18 protein-coding genes are annotated in these 19,301 nt (G+C 40.6%); 3 read left to right on the plus strand and 15 right to left on the minus strand.

Annotated elements, in window-relative coordinates; all coding sequences use genetic code 11:
• Positions 1-189: 189 nt before the first annotated feature.
• From recA to RWZ99_RS06475, 7 genes are all read right to left on the minus strand, one after another.
• A complete protein-coding gene (recA, locus tag RWZ99_RS06445; RefSeq protein WP_314677183.1) occupies positions 190-1,329 on the minus strand; it encodes a recombinase RecA in 1,140 nt (379 codons plus the stop codon).
• A 35-nt stretch (positions 1,330-1,364) separates the two neighbouring features.
• Positions 1,365-2,636 carry a competence/damage-inducible protein A gene (locus RWZ99_RS06450; RefSeq protein ID WP_314677185.1) on the minus strand — a complete coding sequence of 424 codons (1,272 nt, stop codon included), beginning with the start codon at positions 2,634-2,636 and terminating at the stop codon, positions 1,365-1,367.
• Positions 2,637-2,731: 95 nt separating this feature from the next.
• Positions 2,732-3,286 carry a DNA-3-methyladenine glycosylase I gene (locus RWZ99_RS06455; RefSeq protein WP_314677186.1) on the minus strand — a complete coding sequence of 185 codons (555 nt, stop codon included), beginning with the start codon at positions 3,284-3,286 and terminating at the stop codon, positions 2,732-2,734.
• Between the two features lie 8 nt (positions 3,287-3,294).
• Positions 3,295-3,885, minus strand: a complete 591-nt coding sequence (gene ruvA, locus RWZ99_RS06460; RefSeq protein WP_314677187.1) for a Holliday junction branch migration protein RuvA — start codon at positions 3,883-3,885, stop codon at positions 3,295-3,297.
• 154 nt (positions 3,886-4,039) lie between these two features.
• Complete coding sequence (locus RWZ99_RS06465) at positions 4,040-4,261, minus strand: hypothetical protein (protein WP_314677188.1); 222 nt, start codon at positions 4,259-4,261, stop codon at positions 4,040-4,042.
• A 130-nt stretch (positions 4,262-4,391) separates the two neighbouring features.
• On the minus strand, positions 4,392-6,335 hold the full coding sequence (gene mutL / locus RWZ99_RS06470) for a DNA mismatch repair endonuclease MutL (protein WP_314677189.1): 1,944 nt from the start codon (positions 6,333-6,335) through the stop codon (positions 4,392-4,394).
• Between the two features lie 50 nt (positions 6,336-6,385).
• Entirely contained in the window at positions 6,386-6,691 is a 306-nt protein-coding gene (locus RWZ99_RS06475) for a hypothetical protein (protein ID WP_314677191.1), read from the minus strand.
• 178 nt (positions 6,692-6,869) lie between these two features.
• Between RWZ99_RS06475 and RWZ99_RS06480 the strand changes: the two genes are divergently transcribed.
• Complete coding sequence (locus RWZ99_RS06480) at positions 6,870-7,307, plus strand: LytTR family DNA-binding domain-containing protein (protein ID WP_314677193.1); 438 nt, start codon at positions 6,870-6,872, stop codon at positions 7,305-7,307.
• Complete coding sequence (locus tag RWZ99_RS06485) at positions 7,304-7,759, plus strand: DUF3021 domain-containing protein (protein ID WP_314677194.1); 456 nt, start codon at positions 7,304-7,306, stop codon at positions 7,757-7,759. Before RWZ99_RS06480 ends, RWZ99_RS06485 begins: the two co-directional genes overlap by 4 nt.
• Before the next feature lie 33 nt (positions 7,760-7,792).
• Here the strand turns inward: RWZ99_RS06485 and mutS are convergent, their stop codons facing one another.
• From mutS to argR, 3 genes are read right to left on the minus strand one after another with little or no spacing between them, the layout of a single operon-like run.
• Positions 7,793-10,351 carry a DNA mismatch repair protein MutS gene (gene mutS, locus RWZ99_RS06490; RefSeq protein ID WP_314677196.1) on the minus strand — a complete coding sequence of 853 codons (2,559 nt, stop codon included), beginning with the start codon at positions 10,349-10,351 and terminating at the stop codon, positions 7,793-7,795.
• Complete coding sequence (locus RWZ99_RS06495; RefSeq protein WP_314677197.1) at positions 10,344-10,703, minus strand: YlbF family regulator; 360 nt, start codon at positions 10,701-10,703, stop codon at positions 10,344-10,346. The genes mutS and RWZ99_RS06495 overlap by 8 nt, the downstream gene beginning before the upstream one ends.
• Positions 10,703-11,131, minus strand: a complete 429-nt coding sequence (gene argR, locus RWZ99_RS06500; protein ID WP_314677208.1) for an arginine repressor — start codon at positions 11,129-11,131, stop codon at positions 10,703-10,705. The genes RWZ99_RS06495 and argR overlap by 1 nt, the downstream gene beginning before the upstream one ends.
• A gap of 154 nt (positions 11,132-11,285) precedes the next feature.
• Here argR and argS point away from each other — a divergent pair, with 154 nt between their 5' ends.
• On the plus strand, positions 11,286-12,977 hold the full coding sequence (gene argS / locus RWZ99_RS06505) for an arginine--tRNA ligase (RefSeq protein ID WP_314677198.1): 1,692 nt from the start codon (positions 11,286-11,288) through the stop codon (positions 12,975-12,977).
• An 866-nt stretch (positions 12,978-13,843) separates the two neighbouring features.
• Here the strand turns inward: argS and purB are convergent.
• The 5 genes from purB to RWZ99_RS06530 form a co-directional block, all read right to left on the minus strand.
• Positions 13,844-15,142 (minus strand): adenylosuccinate lyase, encoded by a 1,299-nt coding sequence (purB, locus tag RWZ99_RS06510; protein ID WP_314677199.1) that lies wholly within the window; start codon positions 15,140-15,142, stop codon positions 13,844-13,846.
• Positions 15,143-15,417: 275 nt separating this feature from the next.
• A complete protein-coding gene (locus RWZ99_RS06515) occupies positions 15,418-16,839 on the minus strand; it encodes a hypothetical protein (protein ID WP_314677201.1) in 1,422 nt (473 codons plus the stop codon).
• On the minus strand, positions 16,839-17,930 hold the full coding sequence (purK, locus tag RWZ99_RS06520; protein ID WP_314677202.1) for a 5-(carboxyamino)imidazole ribonucleotide synthase: 1,092 nt from the start codon (positions 17,928-17,930) through the stop codon (positions 16,839-16,841). Before purK ends, RWZ99_RS06515 begins: the two co-directional genes overlap by 1 nt.
• The gene (gene purE / locus RWZ99_RS06525; RefSeq protein ID WP_314677204.1) at positions 17,917-18,405 is read right to left on the minus strand and encodes a 5-(carboxyamino)imidazole ribonucleotide mutase; all 489 of its coding nucleotides are present in this window, start codon (positions 18,403-18,405) and stop codon (positions 17,917-17,919) included. The genes purK and purE overlap by 14 nt, the downstream gene beginning before the upstream one ends.
• Positions 18,406-18,642: 237 nt before the next feature.
• The coding region (locus tag RWZ99_RS06530; RefSeq protein ID WP_314677206.1) for a phosphoribosylglycinamide synthetase C domain-containing protein at positions 18,643-19,301 on the minus strand (659 nt) is incomplete at its 5' end.

The following is a 19,301-nucleotide window of genomic DNA, read 5'->3' on the forward strand; positions in this document are numbered from 1 at the left end:
AAATCTTAATCATGTTAATTCTCTCTTTCTGTCACATGATACTATTATCTTATCACTGTCTTTGATTTATGAAATCGGTCTAGCGACCTATTTTGAATCTAGGGTGTATCCACTTTTTCAACGTGTATCACTATAGTTTTCTTCTTAATTCAAAGCAAAGAGAAAAGAGCCTTTTGGGCTCTTTGACACTTATTCTTCAATTTCAATAGTTGAATCAAGATCTAAAACGAGTTCATCAGACGTGTCTTCAACTTGTGTATCTTCAACAATATCGTCTTCATTTGGCTCAATCAAACCGTAATGTACACGTACTTTATGATCGATTTCTTCAAAAATCTCTGGGTGATCTGCTAAATACTTTTTAGCATTTTCAGACCCTTGACCAATTTTCTCTCCATTATATGAGAACCAAGCCCCGGCTTTTTGAATAATGCCTAGATCACTTGCGATTTTTACAAGTTCACCAGTTTGTGAAATTCCTTCGCCATACATAATCTCAACAAAAGCTTCTTTAAATGGTGGTGCAACTTTGTTTTTTACAACCTTAATCTTGGTTTCCTTACCGACATTTTGGTCCTTTTTGTCACCAGTTCCTTTAATTTGTGTATTCCCACGTACATCAAGACGTACTGATGCATAGAATTTTAAAGCTCGTCCACCTGGGGTAGTCTCTGGGTTACCAAACATGATACCAACTTTTTCACGCAACTGGTTAATAAATATAGCAATCGTTTTTGTTTTATTAATAGATGCAGAAAGTTTACGCATGGCTTGACTCATCATACGCGCTTGAAGTCCTACATGACTGTCACCAATATCTCCATCAATTTCTGCACGTGGTACCAAGGCCGCAACTGAGTCAACAACAACCAAATCAACTGCACCAGAGTCAATCAGCTTACCTGCAATTTCGAGACCTTGTTCACCTGAATCAGGTTGTGACAAAAGAAGCTCATCGATATTAACACCTAGGGCTGCTGCATACGCAGGGTCAAGAGCATGTTCTGCATCGATAAAGGCTGCAATTCCGCCTTCTTTTTGAGTCTGAGCAACTGCATGAAGGGCAACAGTTGTTTTACCTGATGATTCTGGTCCGTAAATTTCAATAATACGTCCTTTAGGGTAACCACCCGCACCAAGAGCAATATCCAAAGCTAGCGAGCCCGAACTCATAACCTGAACTTTTTGCTCTGCACGCTCACCAAGACGCATAACTGCACCCTTACCAAAATCTTTTTCAATATTTTTTAATGCATCGTCGAGTGCTTTGCGACGCTCTTCACCAAACTTCTTTGTGATTTCTTCTGTTTTCTTTGTTTTCTTAGCCACTTAATTTCCTCTTCTTTCTATAATAAATGACAAACTTAAATCAAGTTGTCTTCTTGTAATAAAGCTTGGCGAACTAGGTCAAAGGCATAGAGAGTACTAATATATCTAACATCAGAACGACTTCTTCCACCTATAACAACCTTAATTGACCGCACTTGGTTTCTGTCGGCAATACCAATAAAGACTGTACCTGCTTGATGCCCTTCCAAAGCATCTGGTCCTGCCACTCCAGTAAGCGCAATTCCGTAATCACTATCTGTCTTAGCTCGGGCACCCTCAGCCATTTTTTCTGCTGTAAAATGACTAACAACACCATGCTCTTCTAATTTAGATAAGGGAATATCTAACATTTTAGCTTTTTCTTCAATGCTATAGGTAACAAAGCCACCCTTGAATACTTGTGAAGCTCCAGAAAAATCAGCAACACTAGCTTGAAATAAGCCGGCTGTTAAACTTTCAGCTGCAGTAATAGTTTTGCCACATTTCTTAAGCAAACAGAACACTTCATAAGCTAAGCTGTTTGATTCTCCATATCCATAGATGAGGTCAGACAAGCTTTTTCCGTCTAGAGTTTTAGTAGATCGAATTTGTTCTTCTATCACATCTAGCTTTTGATCCGCTTCTTCTTGCGAAGATGCCTTTGTTGATAAGCGAAGGGTCACTTCTCCCACTTTAGCATAGGGCGCAATGGTTGGATCCGTTTGGTTAACAATGAGATCTTTAAGAATAGTCACCAATTGACTTTCTCCAACACCAAAAAATCTTAGGACTCTAGAATAAAGAGTAGTATGATTCTCTGTAAGAGCTGGAATAAGCTCTTGGTTCACCATAGGTTTGAGCTCACTTGGTGGACCAGGTAAGACGACATACGTTACTTCTTGAACAGTAATAATTCCCCCAACTGCTAGACCTGTGAGATTTTGCAGGGCTACAGATCCCTCAATAATTTGCGCTTGGCGTTCATTATTAGATGTTCGTGTATGCTTAGGACGAGTAGCAAAGAAACTATCTAGTTTTTTACTTGCCTCTTCATCAAAAACGAGTTCTTTGCCTAAAAACTTAGCCAGTGTTTGTTTGGTTAAGTCATCCTCAGTAGGACCAAGTCCTCCACAAAGTATGACTAAATCGCTACGTTTACTAGCCTGGTCTAAAACTGAAAGCAGGCGGTTTTCATTGTCTCCCACTGCTATGTGAAAATACACATCAATTCCTAGTTCTGCTAGTTTTTCAGATAAAAATTGGGCATTGGTATTGGTGATTTGCCCTGTAAGAATTTCAGTTCCTACTGCAATCAATTCAGCTTTCATTGGTTCACCTATATTACTATTCGTAAAATAATCTCAGAAACATGTTCGTTTATAAACTAACATGTTTTTCCCGTCTTGTCAATCAAATCTACTCATTATTTGAAACTGCAGTCATTTTCATGATCATTCACAAATCCAGCTGCTTGTAAAAATGAGTATATGGTAGTTGCTCCTAAAAATTTGAATCCTCTCTTTTTCAGATCTTTTGCAATTTGTTTAGAAAGGTCGGTTGATGATGGAACATCTTTATATGTGGTAACATTATTTATCAAGGGCTTTCCATCAAAAAAATGCCAAAAATAATGAGACAGGGAGCCAAATTCATCTTGAAGTTTAAGTACTTGTTTGGCATTATTTACAGTTGCTTCTAGCTTAAGTTTGTGACGGATGATATCCGGATTTTGAAGCGCTTCTTCAAGTTCACTTAGGCTAAACTGGGCAACCCGGCTAATATCATAATTGTGAAAAACACGATTAAAAGCCTGGCGTTTATTTAAAACCGTTAACCAGGAAAGCCCTGACTGATAACTTTCTAAGCAAAGAAGCTCAAAGAGGTTTTGATCGTCAGCAATAGGTTTTCCCCACTCCTTATCATGATAATCACAATAGAGTTTATTGTCTGTTGGAACCCAACGACATCGATTGACCATTGCTTACCTCACTTCATCAACATTTTAAGAGCTGACTTAATATATTGCTCTGCCGTTTCATTGGTCCCCTCAAAAAAGGCTTTCACTTTCTTAAGCTCTGTGGCTTTGTAACCAAGAGCAAGCAAAGCTTCCATAGCTTCATCCAACTGATGATTTCCTGCAGTATGATTTGGTGTAGTCTTGGTCGTTTCTACTGGTAACTCTGCAAATTTTCCTGCTAGATCCAGAACCATTTGTTGAGCAGTCTTTTTACCAATCTTTGGAAATTTCATCAAATATTTGATGTCACTATTATCAATAGCAGCAACAAGTCCTTGATTATCATCCACGGCAACAATGGCTAGAGCAGTCGTCGGACCTATCCCAGAAACAGAAATTAACTTAAGAAAAACTTCTTTTTCATCTTCAGTATGAAAACCAAAAAGTAAGTGGGCATCATCTCTAATAACTTGATGAAGATACACTTGGATAGTCTGATTCATTTGATCAGAAAAACTGTAGGGATTAGCCACAGTGACAATATAGCCTAGACCATTTGCTTCTATGACAATGTATTTGGCTGTGATTTTCACTAGGGTTCCCTTGATATAATCATACATAGCTTGCGAGTTCCTTTCTTTTTTTAACGTTATATGGTGGTTATATAGTTTTTAAACCTACAAAATACTTACCTTGTTTTTTTACTAATCTCAATCACTGCTGTACTATTGTAACAAAAAATCCACTCGAAAGTGGATTCTGTTTGCTCTCTTTTTAAGAATGACTACTCGTCTTTAAAGTATCGGTAATCATCTTCAAGCCTAAGAGAATATATGTTGAAATACCTAAGGTAAAGGCAATGCTAGAAACGTTTACTAGGGTGTTCTCCAAACTTGGTCGACCTAACCAAGCCAAAATATAGAAAATCAAGCTAGTCGCTAAAAATGTTAAGCCAACAAGTAAAAAGTGTTTATAAGTTTTTGTTAGGTGTCTCATCACTCTACCTCCTAACTTAAAAATCAGGTCATCATTCTACAATGATTTGCTAAAACATTAGAAGATTCCTTATCTTCACCACTATTATAAATCTAACATCTCTATTCGTAAAGCAAGACGAAAAAAAGTTTTAATACTTTCCTAAATCACGTAGGCTGGTATGATTTTCTTGAATACGACGGAACATTTTTTCCATATCAGACTTGGTAAAGTTGACAAGTACTGGACGACCGTGAGGGCAATTGTAGGGATTTTTACACTGTGCAAGCTGTACTAGAAGGTCACGCGCAGAGTAATCATCAAGAGCATGATTGGCCTTGATTGAACGTTTACAACTCATCATGATGGCTAACTCAGCACGGTAGGTCTTGACAGACACTTCGTTCGTCAAAAGAAGCATGTCGCACATCTCATAGACTGCAGATTCAATTTCTTCTTCCTTCATCCAGATAGGGTGTTCACGAAGAATGAAGGTGTTATTACCATAAGGCTCCAAATAGATGCCAATCTGGTTAAGAAGAGGCATTTTTTCTTGTAAACTAATGTAATCTGACCCTGAAAATTCAAAGAGATAGGGAACCAAAAGTTGTTGTAAACTACTGTCAACCTCACCTATCTTTTCACGATAGTACTCATACTTAACACGTTCTTGAGCAGCATGCTGGTCAATGATGTAAAGGCCACCTTGTCCTTGGGCAAAAAGATAGGTCCCATGCATTTGACCAAAAAACTCCAATTCAGGAAAGGTTGATGTTTCCTCATTGTCCAGATTTTCAAGCATGCGCTTCAGTTTCGACTTGTTTTTATAGTCAATTTTTTCGTGTTCGTTATCACTTTCATCTGCTAAACGTTTTGCCTGTTTAACAGATGGTTGCGGTTTATTTTCTACCGATGAAACTGTAGACTCTGACTCTGATACGAGAGGTTTGATATCCTCTTGAACTGTCTCTGGTTTGACAAAGAAATCATTACGACTGCTATCATAGTAAAGATTGGTTTGTTTGAGTGGGAGACTCGTCTGAACTGGCTTAGTTGCACCTCTAGTACTTGACTTTGCTAGATTTTCAAGGGCATCAGGAATCAAATCCTGCTCTCTAAGACTTTGAGCAATGGCAGAGCTGATAAGAGCCATAAGCTCTTTTTCTTTAGAGATACGCACTTCCTGCTTTGTTGGATGAACATTGACATCTGCCAAATAAGGATCAATCTGAATATCAATAACCGCAATTGGGAAGCGTCCCACCATAAGTTTAGAACCATAACCATCAAAAATAGCACGGTTAAGTAGGAAGTTTTTTATATAACGTCCGTTAATGAGAATCGTGATGTAGTTGCGGTTAGCTCGAGTCAATTCAGGGAGACTAACATAACCAGAGACCTCAAAATCAAGGTCGGAATTTGAAATTTCCACCATTTTTTTTGCTGTTGTTAAGCCATAAATCCCAGCAATAGCTTGGCGAAGGTCTCCAGTACCTGATGTCTGTGTCAACTGACGACCGTCATTAAGCAAGGTGACGGCTACTTCGGGGTGGGCTAAACTCAAACGGTTGACAACATCGACAATATGAGCCAACTCAGCCTGCAAACTCTTCATATACTTGAGACGAGCTGGGGTGTTATAAAATAAGTTTTCAACGGTAATCTTTGTTCCCACTGGGGTTGAAATAGGATCTTGACTCTCAATTTCTCCACCTTTAGCAACTAGTTTGGTCCCATAGGCTTCTCCATCCGCTGCTGTCACAATAGTTAGGTGACTGATAGAAGCTATTGATGGCAGGGCTTCACCTCGAAAACCAAGGGTTCGAATACGAAAGAGATCTCCTTGATTTTTGATTTTACTCGTTGCATGACGGCGCAAACTCATAGCTACATCAGCTTGAGCCATTCCTTCGCCATTGTCTGTGATTTGAATTTTTGAGAGGCCTGATTCTTCAACTTCAATAGTAATCTGGGTACTACCTGCATCAATAGCGTTTTCCACCAGCTCTTTAACGACACTAGCTGGTCGCTCTACGACCTCACCAGCAGCAATCTGATTGGCTAGAACTTCAGGCAATTCGATGATTTTTGGCATAATTATTTTTTCTCCCTTCTAAAAGATTGATAGCTCACTGGTGCTGACTGTTACTTATGCTTACTATAAAGCCACAACTCACACACAACTGTTAGCCAAGATAAGGCTGTAGCAATAACAATCATATCTCCATGACGAAGGTTGAACCAAATGAGCCCAGAAAAAATCAATAGGTAAATAACTTGAAAAATCCATTGATAGGTTCTAGGAGAGCTTGTCGAATCCATAAACTGCTTCACAAAGAAATAAAACAAGAGCAAATTCAGTGTTAGTGCCTTTTCAAAAGGTGTATAAAAGCTCAAAATCAGGCTAAAAGCAAGAAAAATTCCTGCTATCCATTTCATTATCGATTTCATGTAATTACCTCGTCAGTGCGTTTTCATTAAGTATAGGGGTTTTCTAGAATATTTTCAACCACTTAAACACCATATAGAACCACATAGACAAACGCTATTGCTGTGGACTAGTAAATAGTGTTTAATAAAGGTGTGAAAGGGAGGAGGCCTCCTCGATTACAAATCAGAAAGGATAGTTATGAAAATAAAAGTTCAGATTGACTCGGTATTTCAAGAAGAAATTTTGCAGATTCAAGCACCTAAACGAACACCAAAGATTCAACAAGTCGTCGAGTTTGTCGAATCTTTGGATGACAACCACCGACTCAAGGGGAAAAAGGATGGCGAAACTTATCTCATCGAACCCAATGCTATTTCCAGAATTTACATCGAAAATCGTCAAGTTCTAGCTGAAACTATTCAAGGAGAGTACCACTTAGGCTTGCGTCTCTATCAAGTTTTAGCAAAACTGCCATCTTACTTTATCAAAATCTCACAGTCAGAGATTGTCAACCTCAAAGAAATTGAACGCTTCAACATCACCCCTAACGGCCTCGTTGAAATTCACCTAAAAAACAAGGAGACTACCTACTCATCACGCCGTTACCTCAAGGCAATAAAGGAGAAATTACAATGAAAAAGCAACTTTTTAAATCAGGCACAATTGGCATCCTTATTGGACTTGCCGTATCCATGGTCATGTCTCTTATCTGGGCGCCAAGCTACATGCCTCTAAATCCTCACTCAGGTATTGGACAATGGATGACTTCATACCACGTTCACGGATCTATCGTATTGGCCTATTGCCTCATCACTTGGTTTGCTATCGGTATCCTCTTTGAAGTCGCTAGCTATATTTTCCGTAAGGCTGAATGGAGTTTGCTTCGTGCAACCCTCACTCACTATGCTTTGACCTGTCTAGGCTTTATTCCTCTGGCTACCCTCAGCGGATGGTTCCCTCTACGTTTGACTTTCTACTTGGAGCTAGTCATTGAATTCAGCATTATCTATCTGCTCGTTTGGGCTTTCTCTTATTGGAAAATGAAAAAAGCTATTGAACAACTCAACCAAGAATTGAAACACCTATAAAAGACAAGAAGCCTGTCAACCGACAAGCTTCTTTTATAGTTTCTGTTTTAAATCTGCTACAGCCATCATGACTTGCATCGGTGTCATGTTGTAAATGTCCAAATCACGCAACTCTTGAAGAATCGGATTTTCAGTAAAATCATCAAAGAGAGAGATTTGCTCGTTGACATGCGTTTCAGGGGCAGGCTGTTCTTGAGTCAATACCTTTTCTTGAGGTTGAATCACAACCGTCTCCCCTTCTAGTTGTGTCAATATAGTGTCAGCACGTTGCAGTAAATCTGTTGGTAAACCTGCAATTTTAGCTACATGAATACCGTAAGATTTATCGGCTGGGCCATCGACAATCTTGTGAAGAAAAGTCACCTCGCCGTCCTTTTCAAGAGTCGCAACATGAACGTTGACAAGGTGTGTCAAACTGTTTGACAGGGCTGTCAACTCATGATAATGGGTAGCAAACATGGTCTTAGCCCCAACCTTGTCATGAATAAACTCAATAATAGACTGGGCCAAAGCCATACCATCATAGGTGGCTGTCCCACGCCCCAACTCATCAAAAATAATCAAGGAATTAGGTGTCGCCCGCTTAATGGCCTGATTAGCCTCCATCATCTCAACCATGAAGGTCGACTGACCTGAAATCAGGTCATCTGCAGCACCAATACGTGTATAGATGGCGTCAAAAATCGGTAAATCAATACTATCTGCTGGCACATAAGAGCCCATCTGAGCCATAACTACTGACAAAGCCAACTGACGCATATAGGTGGATTTACCACTCATATTGGGTCCTGTGATGAGCTGAATATTGGTCTGACTGTCAAAGGTAATCGTATTTGGAATGTATTCCTGAACGCCCATAACCTTCTCAACTACCGCATGACGGCCCTGATCAATAACGATACGATGCTCATCATTAAAAACAGGACGAACATAATGATTGGTCTCCGCTGTAACAGCCAAACCCTGAAGCACATCGACTGTTGCAATGGCCTTAGCCAAAGACTGCAATCGGTCGATATAGCGTTCAACCTGCTCACGGACACGCATGAAAATATCATACTCTAGCGTTGACGATTTTTCACGCGCCTCAAGCATCTCACCTTCAATCTTAGCCAACTCAGCGGTTCCAAAACGCTCCGAATTTTTCAGGGTTGCCTTACGGAAGAAATGGTCAGGAACCAAGCTAAGGTTAGAGTTGGTCACATGGAAGTAATAACCATCTTTACGGTTGTAATCTATTTTTAGTGTTGTAATACCAGACGCTTCACGTTCTTTGGCTTCGATATCCGCAATCCATGACGTTCCCTCACTCATCACCTTGCGATACTTGTCTAAGGTCTCATCAAAACCAGCACGGATAATACCACCTTCTGTAATGGTTGCAGGGGCATCAGGATCAATAGCCGACCGAATCAAACTCTCTAATTCTGGCAGAGCATCTAACTCTTGTAAAAGACCTGACAAGGCATCGTCATTAAAGGACTCCAAAATCGCCTTAATGACCGGAACCTGAGCTAAGGTATGACCTAGCTGAATCAAATCTTTAGGATTAGCCTTACCAAAGGAAACACGACTGGCTAGGCGCTCAATATCGTAAACTCCTTTTAGACTCTCGGTCAAGTCACTACGCTCAAAGAAATTGTCCAAGAAAACTTGGATAATATTCTGACGCTCCATGATGGTGGCTTGATTCACTAAAGGACGATCAATCCAAGTTCGCAAGAGACGCATTCCCATAGCTGTCTTGGTTTCATCCAAGAGCCAAAAAAGAGAACCGTGTTTCTTGCCCGTTCTAGCATTTTCCAGTAAATCCAAACTTGACTTGGTCGCATAGGACATCTGCAAGTAATCCTTAATCTCATAGTGTTGGGCTTTTTGTAAATGACTGAGCTCTCGCATCTGAGTGCGATGAACATACTGGAGAAGTTTACCCGCCACACTACTTTCCAAATCTGTCAAGCTGGTGTCAATCAAGTGGACATCATCGTAAACCTCTGTTTCCTTGGAGAGAAGCAGGTTGAGTTGCTTCACCAAAACTTGTTCGTCAGCTTCAGGTAAATCATAACCAACCACTACTTCACGTGCCTTAAGATTCTGAATTTCACTACAAACTGAACTAAAATCATCCAACTCTGTCGCAAAAAATTCACCCGTTGACACATCCATATAAGCTAGACCAAATCGACTTCCTGACTTGTCAATGGCTACCAAGAAATTATTGGCATTATCAGGTTTAGAGCTGTCAACCACTGTACCCGGCGTGATAACTTGAACGACCTCACGCTTGACCACACCGACAGCCTGCTTAGGATCCTCCATCTGCTCAGCAATGGCTACCTTGTAGCCCATCTCAACCAAGACATCAATATAGGCTTGAGCCGAATGATAAGGAACACCTGCCATAGGAATGGGATTATCTGCATTCTTATTACGACTCGTTAGGCTAATTTCCAATATTTGGGCAGCCTTAACGGCATCATCGTAAAATAATTCGTAAAAATCCCCCATCCGAAACAGCAAAAAAGCATCTGGATAATTTTCTTTGATATCCAAATACTGCTGCATTCCTGGAGATATTTTTTCCTTAGCCATGTCTTAACTCCTCGTTAATCCTTTCTTCGATAGACTTGGTCACATATTGAATCAAGTCACTGGCATCTTGCATCTTTTGACGGTAATCCTGAACAATGGGCAAATTTTCCAACTCATGCTGAATTAAATCTGCCTGCTCACCAGCCTCCTCATAGGCACGTTGTTTCTCTATTTTTTGAAAAAGCACCGCTTCTTGTTGATAGGCCTTCATCTGTCCAGCCAGATCACCAATCTGAGGGATCTGGCCAATAGCTTTCTCAGCTTCTTGAAAAGCAAGAACCGCCTCATGGTGTTTGAGGAGGTCAATTAACTCTTCTTTGGCTTTTTGGAAATCCTGATGAGGAGTGGTCATCACTGAAACTCGCTTTCCAATCTCTCAGCAACCGCTGCGTCCTTACAAATTACCAATAGGGTATCTGCCCCAGCAACGGTTCCTAAAATTTCAGGATTTCCATCACTATCAATTAGGTTGGCCAAAACATCTGCTTCACCTAATTCTGTATGGAGAACTAGCATAAACTGGGCACGGGAAACTGATTTGACATAGTCCTTAACCGTAGGATCCAAACTTGGAAGCACATGCTCAGACAAACTATAGTAAAGTTTACCTTCCTCATCACGAAGCTTCAACAGGCCAATTTCACGTAAATCACGTGACAAGGTAGCTTGTGTAACCGTGATACCTTCCGCCTCTAGGCGTTGCTTAATTTCCTCTTGTGTCCCAATCTTATCTCTTGAAATCATCTGTTTGATAACAGCTTGACGATCTCTCTTCATTATCTTTCCTCTTTTTATGTATATTCTTTGCATATTATAACAGAATTTTTGTATTTTTTCATGGAATACTTCTTAAGAGAGACTTTCTTGTCTCTACCCTATTGACTAAAATAATGGTAAAATAGATTTGAATGACAAGATTTGAAATGGAGTACCTATGAATACTAAAGAACTCATTGCAGCAGAAATTGCTAAAGTTGTTCCTGAGTTGGAGCAAGAAAACATTCAAAATCTGCTTGAAACCCCTAAAAATGCTGATATGGGAGACCTTGCTTTCCCTGCCTTCTCATTGGCAAAAGTCTTGCGCAAGGCTCCTCAAATGATTGCAGCAGATATCGCTGAAAAAATTGATGCCTCAAACTTTGAAAAAGTTGAAGCTGTTGGTCCTTATATCAACTTCTTCCTTGATAAATCAAAAATCTCAGCGGACGTTCTTGGACAAGTTATCTCTCAAGGTAGCCACTACGCTGACCAAAACATCGGTAACGGACGTAACATTGCCTTTGATATGTCTAGTCCTAACATCGCCAAACCTTTCTCTATCGGTCACTTGCGCTCAACGGTTATCGCTGACGCTCTTGCCAACATCGTGGCTAAACAAGGCTACAAACCGGTCCGCATCAACCACTTAGGTGACTGGGGTAAACAATTTGGTATGTTGATTGTTGCCTATAAGAAATGGGGTAGCGAGGAAGCTGTCAAAGCCAACCCTATCAACGAACTCCTTCAACTTTATGTGCGTATCAATGCCGAAGCTGAAGAAGACCCATCTGTAGACGAAGAAGCTCGTGAATGGTTCCGTAAATTGGAAGCTGGTGATGAAGAAGCAACTGCCCTCTGGCAATGGTTCCGTGACGAAAGCTTGGTAGAATTCAACCGTCTCTACGATGAACTCGGTGTTTCTTTTGATAGCTACAATGGTGAAGCTTTCTACAATGATAAGATGGATGAAGTCGTAGACATCTTGACAGAGAAAGGACTTCTCCAAGAATCTCAAGGTGCCCAGGTGGTTAACCTTGAAAAATACGGTATCGAACACCCAGCCCTCATCAAAAAATCAGATGGCGCAACACTCTACATCACACGTGACCTGGCTGCTGCCCTCTACCGTAAACGTACTTATGACTTTGCCAAAGCCATCTATGTGGTTGGTAATGAACAATCTGCCCACTTCAAACAATTGAAAGCTGTCCTTAAAGAAATGGGCTACGACTGGTCTGACGACATGACTCACGTCGCCTTTGGTCTTGTAACTAAGAACGGTAAAAAATTGTCAACTCGTAAGGGTAACGTTATCTTGCTTGAGCCAACTATCGCTGAGGCTGTTAACCGTGCCCAAGCTCAAATCGAAGCTAAGAATCCAAACTTGCCTAACAAGGAAGCTGTTGCTCATGCAGTTGGTGTCGGAGCTATCAAGTTCTACGACCTTAAGACAGACCGTATGAATGGGTACGACTTTGATCTTGATGCTATGGTATCCTTCGAAGGGGAAACTGGACCTTACGTTCAATATGCACACGCTCGTATCCAATCTATCTTGCGCAAGGCTGACTTCACGCCATCTGCAGATACTACATACAGCCTAAACGACGTTGAAAGCTGGGAAATCATCAAACTCATCCAAGACTTCCCACGCATCATCAACCGTGCATCAGACAACTTTGAACCATCTATCGTTGCTAAATTTGCTATCAGCTTGGCTCAAGCCTTTAACAAATACTATGCGCACACACGTATCTTGGACGAAAGCCCTGAACGTGATAGCCGTTTGGCTCTTTGCTACGCAACAGCAACAGTCCTCAAAGAAGCTCTTCGCCTTCTCGGTGTTGAAGCTCCAGACGAAATGTAAGCTATACTTAAAACGCCTAAGGGCGTTTTTTTAGTAACCAAAAAAAAGAACCCAACACATCCTGTTGAGCTCTTTTGGAGATTATGAAAAAGAAAAGTTCGTTGTTCTACAAAAGTGTAAGCCAACGAGAATTACTGAACAGCGTTCAGTAAAAGTTATTTAGGAGGTTTGCAGTATAACCTTCCTACCTTAAAGAAAGCTTAAATCACAGCAAAAAAATCCCCTAAGGGATTTTCACAGCAGTCCAGAAACCACTGAAAAGATACGATTGTACAGGCTTCCCAACCTCTTCTTCCTAATCCTCCAAGGTGACCGCTTGTCCAATAGAATCTTTATATAACTATATTACCTTGTTTTGGAAGGGTTTTCAAGTATTTTCTTAAAATCTCCTAATAAAACATCAAAAAAGAAGAAAAAAGCCTAGATTTCTAGACTTTTTTCGGGGAGATTTGTTATGAAAAAATTATGTTCACCTCTAGCTCACAAAAGCTAGCTGCTTTATTAGGATGGTTATAATATATCTTAATAAACTTAAAAGTTACTTAAAACATTATTCTCTTGCATCAGTTTTTAAAATGATAAGCAAAATAAGTAACAGTAAGGAACCACTAGGAATATCCATATCTAAAAACCAAGAGGCTTCTTTAAGACTACCAATATCATTCATAATCTGGATGATATTATAAGCAAGGCTTACTATTAAGAGACTAAGTTCCGGTAAACAGATGTCCTTTTAAGATGCCTAACTCCTCCTTCCTAACAATTTTCTTGCGATGACCCTATTGTAAAGCAAAAAAGAAAACAAAAATAGTGACATAAATGTCACCATCAAAAAAAGCAGGGTTGACCTGCTTTATGTATATAAATTAGTCACCCAAACCGATGCGTTCGAAGATTTCATCAACACGTTTAGTGTAGTAAACAGGGTTGAAGATTTCGTCGATTTCTTCTTGAGTGAGGCGTGAAGTCACTTCTGGATCTGCTTCAAGAAGTGGTTTGAAGTCGACTTGGTTATCCCATGATTGAGCAGTCTTCGGTTGAACAAGGTCGTAAGCTTGCTCACGCGTCATACCTTTTTCAATCAAAGTCAACATCGCACGTTGGCTGAAAATCAAACCAAATGTAGAGTTCATGTTGCGGATCATGTTTTCAGGGAAGACTGTCAAGTTCTTAACGATGTTTCCGAAACGGTTGAGCATGTAGTCAATCAAGATGGTTGTGTCTGGTGCGATGATACGCTCAGCTGATGAGTGAGAGATATCACGTTCGTGCCAAAGGGCTACGTTTTCATAAGCTGTCACCATGTGACCACGGATGACACGCGCAAGACCTGTCATATTTTCAGAACCGATAGGGTTACGTTTGTGAGGCATTGCTGAAGACCCTTTTTGACCTTTAGCAAAGAACTCTTCCACTTCACGTTGTTCTGATTTTTGAAGACCACGGATCTCAGTTGCCATACGCTCGATAGAAGTTGCGATGCTAGCAAGAACTGCAAAGTACTCAGCGTGAAGGTCACGAGGAAGCACTTGTGTAGAGATTTCTTGAGCACGGATACCAAGCTTGTCACAGACGTATTGCTCAACGAATGGTGGGATGTTGGCAAAGTTCCCAACCGCACCAGAAATCTTACCAGCTTCCACACCAGCAGCCGCATGCTCGAAACGCTCGATGTTGCGTTTCATTTCGCTGTACCAAGTTGCCAATTTAAGACCAAAGGTTGTCGGCTCAGCGTGCACACCGTGGGTACGACCCATCATGATCGTGAACTTGTGCTCTTTCGCTTTGTCAGCGATGATGTTAAGGAAGTTTTCAAGATCCTTGCGGATGATATCGTTGGCTTGTTTGTAGAGGTAACCATAGGCAGTATCTACCACGTCAGTAGAAGTCAAACCATAGTGAACCCACTTACGCTCTTCACCAAGAGTCTCAGAAACCGCACGTGTGAAGGCAACCACATCGTGACGAGTTTGCTGCTCGATTTCCAAAATACGGTCGATGTCAAAGTCCGCTTTTTCACGAATCAAAGCCACATCTTCCTTAGGGATTTCTCCCAACTCAGCCCATGCCTCGTCAGCCAAGATTTCCACCTCAAGCCAAGCACGGTATTTATTTTCTTCAGTCCAAATGTTCGCCATCTCAGGGCGAGAGTAACGTTCGATCATAATTAAGATATTAAGGGCGTTAAGCGGACACAGTCAAAATAGGAGTTTAGACGAAGAAGCGTCAGCTTCTAGGAAAAACTATCTTTTTGACCAAGTCCGTAGCCCGTATTCAGTTTTAGTGAACACGAGTACCCTTGTTCCTTTCTTTTTGTTTATATTTTTATAAAAGTAAAAATACTAGAACTTTACCTTTTCTTTAAATTTTTATTTATAAAAGGATTGATATATTCTTAGACATTCTATAACCATATTTTAATCTTATAAAATAATTTCTATTAGTACGGATTGTTAAAGATTTTTTCTAGAGTCTCACCATTTTTAGCAACTTCATCTAGTGCCCGTTTTGTTGTATATCTAATATTTTGTGGTGGGTAAGTATCTCCTAAGGGAATTATGTTGGCATATTTTTCTGGTTTTCCATCAAAAATAAGCTTCCAATAACCTAAAAAATTATCTGATTCAACAATATCTTTTACTTTTGCAACATATTGTATACCACTTCTAGGTGCAACCTCGTAACCCGCAATATACTGAATTTTATTTTTCTTTGTCTTACCTATACGGATATCATACCATTCATGATCTTCTAAGAATACTCGTTGAAACCCTTCTTCTTGTGCTGGGACTATTATCGTTAAATCATCTTCTAGATTATCTGAATTGTTTTCGTTATCTGAATCTACTCCAACCAAAGCGTCCAATGTATCCAACATCTCGTTTTCTTCAACATAAGTATATTTAGAAATAAAATCATCTTCAAAAGACTTTAAGGCTTTTGATATTTGAGAAACAACCTTTTCAACATCCTTTTTTAATGTTTCATAGTCATCTTTGCGAAAAAAAGTGTTATGAGCAATATCATTTCTTTTTGCAATAGACTGATTAAGAACAGTACTCAAACTATTTGATAATGTATCACTCTCTTTGATGCTATCTGATATGTATCTATCCCATATAGACCTTGGAGAAGTCTTTAAAATATCGCTATTCACCCTCTGTAATTTTTTTTCTATATCTTTCCATTCATTTAAATTCCCTACTTCTAGATTTTTAGAAATATTTGATATAACTGAGTCTAAATTTCCTAGAGCTTCTATAAAATTTTCCTGAGCATGATTTTCATCATTTTTTTCTTCATAGATAGTAAATAATATTTTGGATAAATCACTAAAATATTTACCATCCAAAGGTTTATATTTTTTCCCTTTCGATTTACTATTGTCTCTAATTGATAAACTTTTTGTCAGACGAGTCTCCCAATTTTGAGTATTAGATTTCAAAAACATTACCTCAGAGATTAGTGCACGGGTTTTATTTTCAATAACATGGATTAATTCATAAGCTTCCTTGCTATAATATTGTGATAAAGCATCCTCTAATATAAACATTTCTAGATTATTGTATGACTCAATAAAATTATTAAGCTCACTATCCATTAACTCAAACTGTTCAATATCTGACTCTTTTTCTAAGTAAAAAATTAATACGAAAAATTTTTTATTCTCTTCTTTGGGATCTGTGTTCATCATCTTTAATTCATATCTAAACGAACTTCCCTGAACACTAACAAGACTCTCATCACAAGATAAACCTGTAGTGTCGTTAATCGACTTTAATAATTTTTGTATATCAGAATGTATATTTTTTTTTGACTTATTTTCTTTAGAGATGATTAAATATCTTGAAGTTCTTTCCATTAAAAATCAATTCCTTTCCCAAACTCAACCACATTGTCTGGCTCATCACTAAACAAAGTCACATGACCCATTTTGCGGTTGTGCTTCGCTTCTAGTTTACCATACATGTGGAGGTGGGCGCTTGGATTTTCTGTGACATAACGCTCAGCTGCTTCGACGTGTTGGCCGAGGACGTTGAGCATGACCGCAGGTGCATGGAGGTGGATTGCTGGAAGTGGTGCACCGAGGACACCCAAGATATGCGTGTCAAACTGTGAAAAATCGCAGGCTTCAATCGAATAGTGGCCTGAATTGTGTGGACGTGGCGCAATTTCGTTGACAATGATGTCATCAGCTGTCGCAAACATTTCTACACAGAGGGTACCAGAGAGGTTAAGTTGCTCAGCAATCTTCACAGCCATAGCTTTAGCTTTCTCCGCTAGACTATCAGAAATACGGGCTGGCACAATGGTCTTAGACAAGATGTTGTTGCGGTGGATATTTTCCTGAACTGGGAAAACCGTCACGTCCTTGCCGTTTCCTGATACGATGACGGAAATTTCAAGGTCGAAATTGACGAACTCTTCCAAGACACACTCGGCTGAGTTAGCAAGTGCATTTGCCTCTTCCAAATCGTCGGCTGATGTGATGACTTTTTGACCGTGGCCATCGTAACCGCCTGTCGCAGTCTTGAGGACGTATTTTTTAGAAAGATCAATATCTTCCAAATCAAGGCTAGATGTCACGACCTTGTAAGGTGCAACCGTCACTTGAGCCTTGTTTGAGAGGAAGTCCTTCTCAAAGATACGGTTTTGTGAAATGCGAAGCAGGTCTGTTCCTTGTGGGAGCTGACCATCTTTGATAACAGCGTCAAGGCCGTCAGCGTCGACATTTTCAAATTCATAAGTGAGAACATCACAGCGGTCCGCCAGCTGACGAAGAGCATCCACATCATCGTAAGGTGCCACGATAACCTCAGACACACGAGAAGATGGACAATCTGCTGCAGGATCAAGGGTGATAACTTTGTGGCCCATGTAGATAGCTGAGATAGCCATCATCTGACCGAGCTGGCCACCACCGATGATACCAATGGTTTTAGTTGAGCTCATTTGTAGACTCCTCTGCGATTTTTCCTTGTTCTTCTGCGAAATCTGCCAAGGCTGTCGCAATAGCTTGGTTCTCTACTGATAGGAGACGGAGGGCAAAGAGGGCTGCGTTGGTCGCTCCAGCTTCACCGATAGCCATGGTCGCGACTGGTACTCCACCTGGCATCTGAACGATAGAATAAAGCGAATCCACACCGCTAAGGGCTCGAGATTTGACTGGCACACCAATGACTGGAAGGGTTGTTTTGGCAGCAACCATACCTGGCAAGTGAGCAGCGCCACCCGCACCAGCGATGATGACCTTGATGCCACGACTACGTGCTTCTTCGGCATGTTTGAACATGAGGTCTGGTGTACGGTGTGCGGAAACAACTTTCTTTTCGTAAGCGACACCGAAGTTGTCGAGGACTTCAGCGGCTTTTTGCATGGTTGCCCAGTCGGATTTTGAGCCCATGATGATGGAAATTACTGGTTTCATTTCTTCTCCTTTTTTAATAATCGTCTATTGTAGTGCGGACGCAAGCGACCGCCTATGGCGTTCCATTACTAAAACTGGAGCCTGAGTCTCCAGTTTTCCGCTCCTAGTAGCTCTGCTACTAGGAGTTCCACTACTGCGACGATTATCCTATACTAGCTCGCTAATGCTCGCAAATCAAACGACCATTATCTTAATTTGGCTCGCTTGCGCTCGCCTTTTACGACCTACGGTCACTGATTATTTGTTAGCCTTGCTTCCGATATCAGTTCGGTAGAACAAGCCTTCTGTGTTTTGGTTGTCGAGTTGGCTGTAGATGATATTTTGACCTTCTTTGACGGTGTCTGCTGTGGTGACGAGCATGTAGACACGTCCTCCGTTTGAGAGAAGGTCTTGTCCATTTTCAGCGAATTTAGCACCTGCATAGTAAGTGATGATGTCGCCCTCTGTCTTGGCTGGAAGCTTGACACCTTTCTCATAAGCGAGTGGGTAACCGTTTGATGCTACAACCACACCCAGAGTCACACCCTCATCTAGCCAAGTGATAGCTGGCTCTTTGCCATCCAAAATATCAGTGATATTTTGCGCAAAGTCAGATGTCAAACGAGGCAAGATGATTTGCGTTTCAGGATCGCCGAAACGAGAGTTAAACTCGATGACTTTAGGGCCGTCAGCTGTCAAGATAAGTCCAGCGTAAAGCACACCAGTGTAAGGACGACCTTCTTTAATCATACCTTCAAGAACTGGCTTGACAATCGTGTCAACCGCCGTGTCAACCACGCTCTGTGGCAAGTGAGGAACTGGCGCATAAGCCCCCATCCCGCCAGTGTTAGGACCCTTGTCACCATCATAAGCACGTTTGTGGTCCTGAGCTGTTGGCATGATGTAGAACTTGTCCC

The organism is uncultured Streptococcus sp., assembly GCF_963545685.1.
GTDB lineage: Bacteria > Bacillota > Bacilli > Lactobacillales > Streptococcaceae > Streptococcus.

Excerpts from the sequence above, each read along its gene's own strand:
- RWZ99_RS06485 (WP_314677194.1), top strand. The coding sequence starts at position 7,304 with ATGAAAAAGCAACTTTTTAAATCAGGCACAATTGGCATCCTTATTGGA.
- RWZ99_RS06480 (WP_314677193.1), top strand. The coding sequence starts at position 6,870 with ATGAAAATAAAAGTTCAGATTGACTCGGTATTTCAAGAAGAAATTTTG.
- RWZ99_RS06465 (WP_314677188.1), bottom strand. The coding sequence starts at position 4,261 with ATGAGACACCTAACAAAAACTTATAAACACTTTTTACTTGTTGGCTTA.
- argS (WP_314677198.1), top strand. The coding sequence starts at position 11,286 with ATGAATACTAAAGAACTCATTGCAGCAGAAATTGCTAAAGTTGTTCCT.
- ruvA (WP_314677187.1), bottom strand. The coding sequence starts at position 3,885 with ATGTATGATTATATCAAGGGAACCCTAGTGAAAATCACAGCCAAATAC.
- purK (WP_314677202.1), bottom strand. The coding sequence starts at position 17,930 with ATGAGCTCAACTAAAACCATTGGTATCATCGGTGGTGGCCAGCTCGGT.
- mutS (WP_314677196.1), bottom strand. The coding sequence starts at position 10,351 with ATGGCTAAGGAAAAAATATCTCCAGGAATGCAGCAGTATTTGGATATC.
- purB (WP_314677199.1), bottom strand. The coding sequence starts at position 15,142 with ATGATCGAACGTTACTCTCGCCCTGAGATGGCGAACATTTGGACTGAA.
- RWZ99_RS06475 (WP_314677191.1), bottom strand. The coding sequence starts at position 6,691 with ATGAAATCGATAATGAAATGGATAGCAGGAATTTTTCTTGCTTTTAGC.
- purE (WP_314677204.1), bottom strand. The coding sequence starts at position 18,405 with ATGAAACCAGTAATTTCCATCATCATGGGCTCAAAATCCGACTGGGCA.
- RWZ99_RS06455 (WP_314677186.1), bottom strand. The coding sequence starts at position 3,286 with ATGGTCAATCGATGTCGTTGGGTTCCAACAGACAATAAACTCTATTGT.
- RWZ99_RS06515 (WP_314677201.1), bottom strand. The coding sequence starts at position 16,839 with ATGGAAAGAACTTCAAGATATTTAATCATCTCTAAAGAAAATAAGTCA.
- RWZ99_RS06450 (WP_314677185.1), bottom strand. The coding sequence starts at position 2,636 with ATGAAAGCTGAATTGATTGCAGTAGGAACTGAAATTCTTACAGGGCAA.
- mutL (WP_314677189.1), bottom strand. The coding sequence starts at position 6,335 with ATGCCAAAAATCATCGAATTGCCTGAAGTTCTAGCCAATCAGATTGCT.
- RWZ99_RS06495 (WP_314677197.1), bottom strand. The coding sequence starts at position 10,703 with ATGACCACTCCTCATCAGGATTTCCAAAAAGCCAAAGAAGAGTTAATT.